This window comes from Streptomyces sp. NRRL S-340, assembly GCF_000720185.1.
Taxonomy (GTDB): Bacteria; Actinomycetota; Actinomycetes; order Streptomycetales; family Streptomycetaceae; genus Streptomyces.
Genome location: NZ_JOIY01000098.1, coordinates 1 through 1,149 on the forward strand (window position 1 = coordinate 1; position 1,149 = coordinate 1,149).

Here is a 1,149-nt window from a genome sequence, read left to right on the forward strand (position 1 = left end):
CTCTCCTGGCCAACGCCTGGTATTCGACCAGCGACCTCGCCGCTTGCCTGAGAGTGGACGCCTCAACTCTCGCCGCTGGCGCACCGCTCAGCCTCCTCAAGGGCCCCCTTTCGTCACGGTCTCGGAACGCGTCGTCATGTACAGCGCCCTCGACGTCGAGGAATGGCTTCGCCGCCGACGTACCGTCCCTGCCAAGAAGCTCAATGGCCGATAAGCCCAGTGTCCCCGTCGGTGTCCGGCTCTCCACCGATATCGAGTACCGCCCTGATCGCCCCACTCCGTACCGGGCGCACGTCCGGTGGACCGATCCGACCAGCAAGCGTCGCCAGTCACTGTCCGAGGGAAAGGACAGCGAAGAAGAGGCCCAGGAATGGCTCCAAGCCATCATCGAGGCCGCGGAGGCCGGCCTGAGCCCGTCGCAGGCCACCATGAAGCTCGCCGAGTACGGCGAAGCAAACATGGACCTCGCCCTGCGCGGCCTGGAGTTGAAAACGCTGGACCCCTACCTGTCGGGGTGGCGGATGCGCGTGGTCCCCGCCCTGGGCCACCTCGCGGTGCGGATGATCACCAATGGTGTCGTCGACCGCACCGTGCAGAACTGGATCGCCGACGAGCACAGCCGCTCCACAGTGAAGAACACCATCGCCGTCCTGGTCCGCGTCATGGAACAGGCGGTCCGCGACGGCATCATCAAGGTCAACCCCGCCCGGGTGACCGGGTGGCAGAAGCTCTACAAGCAGGCCGAGGACGAACTCCTCGACCCGCGGGCGCTGGCCCTGCCCGACTGGGAGACCCTCGTCGCGCTGGCCGACGCGCTCGTTGCCGCCTCACACGACCAGTACCGCGGCTGGGGAGACGTGGTCGTCTTCGCCGCGTGCACTGCCGCACGGATCGGCGAGGTCTCAGGCTGCCGCGTCGGGGACATCGACACCAACCAGTGGATCTGGACCGTACGGCGTCAGACCACACCCGCGCCCGGCGGGCTGACCGACAAGGGCACCAAGGGCAAGCGGGCCCGCAAGGTTCCCATAGTCGAGGAGATCCGCCCCCCGTCGCCCAGCGCATCCTGTCCACCGGCCCCGATCCCGACGCCCGCCTCTTCACCGGCCCGCGCGGCGGACGCATCTCCACCGCCGTCCTGCGCGACGC

General features: G+C 68.4%; 1 pseudogene. It reads left to right on the plus strand.

The annotated features are described in order from the left end of the window. Window positions 1-203: 203 nt before the first annotated feature. Window positions 204-1,149 (plus strand): annotated as a pseudogene (locus tag IG64_RS37110) (site-specific integrase); the annotation flags it as partial.